This is a genomic window from Bacillus sp. N13C7 (genome assembly GCF_026790065.1).
In the GTDB taxonomy this organism is placed as follows: Bacteria; Bacillota; Bacilli; order Bacillales; family Bacillaceae; genus Bacillus.
Genome location: NZ_JALAMO010000006.1, coordinates 24348 through 31274, shown reverse-complemented (window position 1 = coordinate 31274; position 6927 = coordinate 24348). Strand labels below are relative to the sequence as shown.

Annotated in this window: 9 protein-coding genes; all 9 read right to left on the bottom strand. The window is 48.4% G+C overall.

The annotated features are described in order from the left end of the window. Positions 1-692 (bottom strand): spore coat protein CotO (locus MOB98_RS06865; protein WP_268359560.1); only part of this gene is annotated, 692 nt, incomplete at its 3' end. Between the two features lie 100 nt (positions 693-792). Then, positions 793-1569 carry an enoyl-ACP reductase FabI gene (gene fabI / locus MOB98_RS06860; RefSeq protein WP_003224643.1) on the bottom strand — a complete coding sequence of 259 codons (777 nt, stop codon included), beginning with the start codon at positions 1567-1569 and terminating at the stop codon, positions 793-795. Positions 1570-1704: 135 nt separating this feature from the next. Beyond that, a complete protein-coding gene (thiD, locus tag MOB98_RS06855; protein ID WP_268359558.1) occupies positions 1705-2520 on the bottom strand; it encodes a bifunctional hydroxymethylpyrimidine kinase/phosphomethylpyrimidine kinase in 816 nt (271 codons plus the stop codon). A gap of 18 nt (positions 2521-2538) precedes the next feature. Then, positions 2539-3549: a thiazole biosynthesis adenylyltransferase ThiF gene (thiF, locus tag MOB98_RS06850; protein ID WP_268359556.1), complete on the bottom strand. Its 1011-nt coding sequence runs from the start codon at positions 3547-3549 to the stop codon at positions 2539-2541. Further along, positions 3546-4316 carry a thiazole synthase gene (gene thiG, locus MOB98_RS06845; protein WP_072566102.1) on the bottom strand — a complete coding sequence of 257 codons (771 nt, stop codon included), beginning with the start codon at positions 4314-4316 and terminating at the stop codon, positions 3546-3548. The genes thiF and thiG overlap by 4 nt, the downstream gene beginning before the upstream one ends. Beyond that, entirely contained in the window at positions 4313-4513 is a 201-nt protein-coding gene (gene thiS / locus MOB98_RS06840; RefSeq protein ID WP_268359597.1) for a sulfur carrier protein ThiS, read from the bottom strand. Before thiS ends, thiG begins: the two co-directional genes overlap by 4 nt. After that, positions 4513-5622, bottom strand: coding sequence for a glycine oxidase ThiO (gene thiO / locus MOB98_RS06835; RefSeq protein WP_268359554.1), 1110 nt, complete (start codon positions 5620-5622; stop codon positions 4513-4515). The genes thiS and thiO overlap by 1 nt, the downstream gene beginning before the upstream one ends. Further along, positions 5606-6223 carry a thiazole tautomerase TenI gene (gene tenI / locus MOB98_RS06830; protein WP_268359551.1) on the bottom strand — a complete coding sequence of 206 codons (618 nt, stop codon included), beginning with the start codon at positions 6221-6223 and terminating at the stop codon, positions 5606-5608. The genes thiO and tenI overlap by 17 nt, the downstream gene beginning before the upstream one ends. Continuing rightward, a complete protein-coding gene (tenA, locus tag MOB98_RS06825) occupies positions 6198-6908 on the bottom strand; it encodes a thiaminase II (protein ID WP_268359549.1) in 711 nt (236 codons plus the stop codon). The genes tenI and tenA overlap by 26 nt, the downstream gene beginning before the upstream one ends. Between the last annotated feature and the right edge of the window lie 19 nt (positions 6909-6927).

Genomic DNA, 6927 nt, shown 5'->3' with positions numbered 1-6927 from the left:
TAAAAACCGAGCGGATGCAAAGAGGTGATATCATCAATTGCCAGCTCAGTCGGGGCTCCGTTGCCGGTTGTTCGAAGCAGGACGGAATCATTTCTTCTTCCGACAATCACACCCCTATACGTTCTTCCATTGGCTTCAATCAGACAGAGCGCTCTTGGCATGTTATGGGGAAGCTTTGTTAAAAAATCAATTTTTTCATGGATCGTCATCTTGCTCATCGGTTTTTTCACTTTTCTTGCCGGCGGTGCTTTTTCCTCCGCTTTGGCAGCATTATGGACAGCTTCCGGTTCTTTTTCTGGCTTTCGTTCCTCAAGTGCAGGCTCTTCCTTTTTTTCTGCTTTCGGCGGCTCGTGTTCGACGGTTTCTTCAACAGTCTGCGGCTCTGCTTTCTTCTCCTGCTGGTTCTTTGTGATCTTTGTGTTCTCTGGTTCTCTCACCTCTTGTGTTTGCTGACTCACTGGCTCAGCTGCAGGCTTTTGTTCTGCTTGCTGGACATCCTTTGCCACAGCTTCCTCCTGCTGTTTCTCATGGTAAGCCGGCTTTTCCTCTGCTTTTGGCGGAGCGGGTTTGTTGACCTTTCTTTTGATGACAATCTCCTGCATGGATGACCTTGTGGTTTCTGCATAATCCGGCTGAACAATATACATGAGCGGTTTTTTGTCCGCGTTTCTTTTCTTATTAGACATCTTCATCCCTCCGATTGTGTCATATTCTATCTATATGACAGAAAGCTGAAAATCAGAAGAAATAAAAAAGCAATCCCTGTTCGGGATTGCTTGGCAAAGATCCTGCTTAGCGGGCAGTAATATGGAAACCTGAATCAACGTGAAGATTTTCACCTGTAATGCCGCGGGACATGTCGCTGAATAAGAACGCAGCTGTATCGCCCACTTCTTCAGGTGTTGTCGTGCGGCGAAGCGGCGCACGCTCTTCAATGTCTTTTAAGATTGAGTTGAAATCGCTGATGCCTTTAGCAGATAATGTTCTGATCGGGCCGGCAGAAATGCTGTTGACGCGGATATTTTCTTTTCCTAAGTCAGCAGCCAGGTATTTCACACTTGCATCAAGAGAAGCTTTCGCTACACCCATAACGTTGTAGTTTGGCATAACAAGCTCTCCGCCAAGGTAAGTCAAAGTAACAATGCTTCCGCCTTCAGTCATCATCGGACGTGCCGCTTTCACAACAGCTGTCAGAGAGTATGAGCTGATGTTATGAGCCAAAAGGAAACCGTCACGATTTGTGTTTAAGTATTCGCCGACAAGCTCTTCTTTGTTGGCAAACGCGATGCAATGCGCGATACCGTGGATCACACCAACCTGTTCCTTAATGCTTGCGAAGCAAGTTTCGATTTCCGCATCGTTTGTTACGTCGCAAGGAAGGATGATGGAATCATTGCGCTCTAACGTACCGGCAAGCTCGTGTACAGATTTCTCCAGACGTTCGCCTGCGTATGTGAAAATCAAACGTGCTCCGGCTTCATGTAAAGAGCGCGCAATCCCCCATGCGATACTGCGTTTGTTTGCTACCCCCATCACAACAATGTTGCGGCCTTCAAGTGAAAAATTCATATGTATAAAGCCTCCTATATTTAATAAAGACATAGTATTAGTACCTGATCTTAATTCTTATCATATCATAACCTTGTCCAGATGAAAAGCGCTACCATAGACAAACGTGAAAGAGACCACCATCAACTGGTGATCTCATCGGCTTGTGTTTAAGCTGTTTCTTTTAAAGGCGAAATGGTTTGTCGGCCCGTGCCCTGATCCGATGCCGAGTGTATTTTCCACCGCTTCGCGGACAAAGTTTGCCGCTACCTCGAATGCCTGATGGATGCTGTCTCCTTTAGCCGTTTGAGCTGTTAAAGCGGCAGCAAAGGTGCAGCCTGTGCCATGCGTATGCTTCGTATCGATATAGGGGTGGCTGATTTGCATAAACATGTTTCCATCAAAAAGAAGATCAGTGATGTGATTGTCCTCAGGCTGGTGCCCTCCTTTGATAATCACATGCTTGGCCCCCATCTTGACGAGCTTCTCCGCTGCCTTTTTCCGGTCATCCAGCGATTGGATTGCCATTCCTGTCAGCGTTTCTGCTTCCGGAACATTCGGCGTAATCGCGTAGCTTCTTGGAATGAGGAGCTCTTTTAAGGTGGCAACTGATTCATCGTGCAGCAAGGATGCACCGCCCTTTGCGATCATAACTGGATCAACAATCACTCGGTTAAACTCATACTCGTCAATTTTTCTTGCCACTTCTTCAATCATTTCGGCATTCCAGAGCATTCCCGTTTTTACGGCGTCAGGTCTCAAATCCTCGGCAACAGCATCAATTTGCTGTCTCAGCGCCTCTACAGTCAGCGGATACACCCCATGCACACCAAGCGTATTTTGAGCGGTTACCGCCGTAATCGCAGACATACCGAAAACATCAAGTTCCTGAAAGGTTTTAATATCTGCCTGTATCCCTGCGCCGCCGCCTGAATCAGAGCCGGCGATTGTCAATGCTTTATATATACTCATTACACTACACTCCTTTTATTACCCGATCCATTTATGATAAATGGATTTTGCCCGGGCAATATCATTCGTTCCATGGATCAGCGCTCTGCCGTCCCGGAACAGCACCATTTTCATATCATCCGAGCGGCAGGAAATTAAATACGGATTCGCAGCTACTTCAAACCCGGCCTGTCTCAGCTGACCGGCAAGCCCTTCAAGATCAGCTTCTTTTGTAAAGGATGATCTGATTTGCACCGTGTTCCTGCCGCACAATACAGCCGCTTTTGTTTGGTTTTCATATGACAAAAACGGAAAATCTTTTGTGCCGCAGCTTGGGCATGTGTCATGTTTGAGACCCGCTGCTCTCACCTCTGACCGCTCATTTTTCCACAAGTCAAAAGAGCGCAGCACCGGCTCGCATTCTTCACCCGTCAGCAGCTTCAGCGCGTCTGTCACCTGAAAGACTGCTACCTGCAAAACAGCCGGACTGATGATGCCGGCTGTGTCACATGTCGCGCCGCCAATCGGAAGTGTATCGAGCAAGCAATGAAGGCAGGGGGTCGATCCCGGCACTACGGTAAAGGTCAGACCGTAGCTTCCTACACAGGCACCGTAAAGAAAAGGAATCCCTTCTTTTACAGCAGCATCATTTACGATCAGGCGGGTTTCAAAATTATCGGCCGCATCCACAATGATCGAAGCGCCCTTAATCAGCTCGAAGATATTTTCAGCTGTCACATCCATGACAAGGCCCGTCACATCAACATCGCTGTTAATCGAACGGAGACGCTGCTCAGCAGCGGCCGCTTTCGGCATTTCTTTTTTGACATCATCTTCTGTATACAGCTGCTGGCGCTGCAGGTTGCTCCATTCAACGTAATCTCTGTCGGCAATCTTCACAGAACCGACTCCCGCTCTGACCAGCATTTCTGCACTGGCTGTTCCAAGCGCGCCGGCGCCGATAATTACGGCGCGCGCTTCTTTCAGTTTCTTCTGGCCGGCTGGGCCGATCGGAGCAAACAGCTCCTGCCTGGAGTACCTGTCCGTCATACAGGAAGACCTTCTCCCGGACTGCTTGCCGTTCCGTATTGCTTCAACGGAATTCGGCCCGCCTCATAAGAAAGGCGTCCTGCTTCCACCGCGAGCTTCATGGCACGAGCCATTTTCACAGGATCATTCGCGCCTGATACAGCCGTATTAAGGAGTACGCCGTCCGCACCAAGCTCCATTGCGTATGCCGCATCTTTCGGCGATCCGATTCCGGCATCCACGATGACCGGCACTTTGGCCTGTTCAATAATAAATGACAGATTCAAAGGATTTAAGATTCCTTGGCCCGATCCGATCGGAGATGCACCCGGCATGATAGCATGAACACCAAGCTCTTCGAGTTTTCTTGCCAGCACAACATCATCTGACGTGTACGGGAGCACAATAAAGCCTTCTTCTAGAAGCTGTTCGGACGCTTTTAATGTCTCAACAGGATCAGGCAGCAAAGAACGGCTGCATCCGATGACTTCGACTTTAATCATGTCACAAAGTCCTGACGCTTTCGCCAGTCTTGCAATCCGGACCGCTTCTTCAGCGGTGCTGGCGCCCGCTGTATTCGGCAGAAGCGTATATTTGGATAAATCAAGCTGTTCCAGAAAATTAGGCTGAGACGCTTCAAAGATGTTCATTCTCCGCACAGCAAATGTTAAAATATCAGACTCAGAAACGGCCACCGCTTCCTTTTGAATTTCAAACGATGGGTATTTCCCCGTGCCCAGCAGCAATCTTGATTGAAATGATTTCCCGCCAATTGTTAACATGCTCATCCGCCTCCTACAAAATGGACAATTTCAATAACATCGCGATCACAAAGTTCAACCTCGTGATAATGTTCTTTACCGATAATTTCTTTATTTCTTTCAACAATAACAATTTTATTTTCAAGCTGATAAGACGCCAGCAGGTCTTGAATAGTGCCTGTGTCTTTTTCCCACTTCACGTCTCTGCCGTTCAGCTGTAGCATCATATCTGAACCGCCTCCTTGCGATCAATTCGAAATGCGTGCAGCCAGTCTTGATTGACTTCTTTATTCATCATGAGATCACCGATCAAAGCGCCCGTTGCGGGAGCAAGCAGGATCCCGTTTCTGAAATGGCCCGCTGCAAATAAAATACGGCTGTCCTCAGGGTGTCTGCCGATGTACGGTTTTCCATCCTTTGTCCCCGGACGCAATCCTGCCCAAAAACGATCCACCTTCATATTCTGAATGGCAGGCAGCATCGTTTTTGCTTTTTTCATAACCGATTCCAGTCCGCCAAAATCCGGTGTTTCACTCCAGTCACCCGGCTTCATTGTCGCGCCGACAACCAGTCTTCCGCATTTTCTCGGTACGATATAGCAATGGTCATGGTAAAGTGTTTTTGTCAGCGGGATATCATCATTCCAAACAGACAGGCACTCCCCTTTTACAGGAAAAAAGGCATGATTCAAGCCGAGCTGTTTAAAAAACATTCCGCTCCACACCCCGCTGGCAACCGCAACATGATCCGCCCATACGCCACCACTCGGCGTCTTGATCAACAGAGCTTCACCGTCACGTTCGACATGAAGGGCAGGAGTATGCTCAAAAATCTCCGCCCCAAGCGCTTTCGCTGCTTTCGCATATGCTTTGCAAACGAAATAAGGCTCAACATGCACATCATCCTGAATAAAGGATGCCCCTAGAATGGCATCAGACGTATAGGGCTCTTTTTCTAACACTTCTTCTTTTGCATGCCAGCTGACTGAATCCAAGTCATCCATTTTCCTCAGCCGCCGCACATCTTCTTCAGAAAACGCAAGCTTAAACATACCGCCGTTATGCTGCCGGATATCAATGCCGGATAACGTATAAAGCTCCTCACCAAGGCCTTTATACAGACGCTGGCTGTGCATGGCGAAGTCAAAAAACGCGTCACGTTCCTCGCACTCGGCATGGGCACCCAGCATTCCGGCAGCAGCACTTGTGGTTTTGCCGCCGATTGTTCCGCTTTCAAACAATGCGGTGCTCATATTTTCCTTTGCCAAATGATAGGCAATCGCGGAACCAATAATTCCGCCTCCAATGACAACTGCATCAAAATGCCTTTTCATAGCGCATCTCCTTTAGCTTGCGGGAATATCGTCTGGCAGCTTCCAAAGGGTCAGCCGAAGAAAAAATTCCCGACATGACAGCGATACCGTCTGCCCCTGCTTGTTTTACGCCTCTTAATTTGTCCGGCGCCATCCCGCCGATGGCAATAACCGGGATAGAAATCCGTTTTTTGATATCTGACAGCAAAGACAAACCTCTGCCTTCAAGACCCTTTTTGCAATCTGTATCAAACACATGACCGAACAACACGTAGTCGGCGTCTTCCTTTTCAGCTTGAACCGCTTCCTCCAGTGAATGCACCGACCGCCCGATATGAAGGTGAGGAAATCTGGCTCTGACCTGCTTCGGCGAAAAGCTGCTGCTCGGCAGCTGCACGCGATGAATCGTAGAAAAAAGCGCAATATCCACCCGCCCGTTCATGACCAATTTTCGTTTATCCACACCGCCTTCGGACGTAAGCTCAAGCAGTTTCAAAATATCTGCCGCCGATTTTGACCGTTCCCGGATGTGTATAAAATCAACTTCATTCTGAATAGCTATGATTGTTCTCGCTAACTCTTCAACCGGTTTGCAGTCATCCGTTATGGCGTGAAGCTCCAAGTTCCTCCACCTCTTTTATGCCGCTGTCGGACCAGCCTTCTTTCTGATAGGCCATTCCCCAAAATTGATATTCATAGTAGCTGGAGATGACAAAATTCTCTTTCATCTTGGCGCGCACTTCCTCCGTGCTGTTTTCCGCCAGCTCATCAAACCGGTTGACTTGCTCTTCGACCTGCTGTTTGAACCAGTCACCTCCGTATGTGCCGATCCACTTCTGATAAATCGGATGCCCCGGATCACAATGCAGCAATTTCTCGCCAACCTCGTAATAAAGCCAATAGCACGGTAGAAGGGCCGCTAAAATCTCAGCAAAATTCCCGCTCAAAACCGATCGGTACATATGGGATGTATATGAGTACGCCGTAGGAGACGGCTTAAACGCCTTACGCTCCTCTTCACTGATTTCCAACAGTTCGGCAAACTCGAGATGAAGCGACATTTCCGCCTCATATGTACCTTGGGCGTGGCTTGCCATCCGTCCCGTCGTATAAAGGTCCTTCGCATAAGCGGCGCCGAACGATTGCACCTTCGCAAAATGCGTTAAATAATAAGAATCTTGAAGCACGTAGTATTTAAAACGGTCAATCGGAAGCGTTCCGTCACCGATTCCCTGAACAAACGGATGGACAAAACTCCCCTCCCACCATTCTGCGGCTGCACTGCGGCATTCTTCTGAAAACTTCACACATCATTCCCCCTGTCTG

Coding starts and splice junctions, on each gene's coding strand:
- thiG (WP_072566102.1), bottom strand. CDS start 4,316: ATGAGCATGTTAACAATTGGCGGGAAATCATTTCAATCAAGATTGCTG.
- thiF (WP_268359556.1), bottom strand. CDS start 3,549: ATGACGGACAGGTACTCCAGGCAGGAGCTGTTTGCTCCGATCGGCCCA.
- thiO (WP_268359554.1), bottom strand. CDS start 5,622: ATGAAAAGGCATTTTGATGCAGTTGTCATTGGAGGCGGAATTATTGGT.
- thiD (WP_268359558.1), bottom strand. CDS start 2,520: ATGAGTATATATAAAGCATTGACAATCGCCGGCTCTGATTCAGGCGGC.
- thiS (WP_268359597.1), bottom strand. CDS start 4,513: ATGCTACAGCTGAACGGCAGAGACGTGAAGTGGGAAAAAGACACAGGC.
- fabI (WP_003224643.1), bottom strand. CDS start 1,569: ATGAATTTTTCACTTGAAGGCCGCAACATTGTTGTGATGGGGGTAGCA.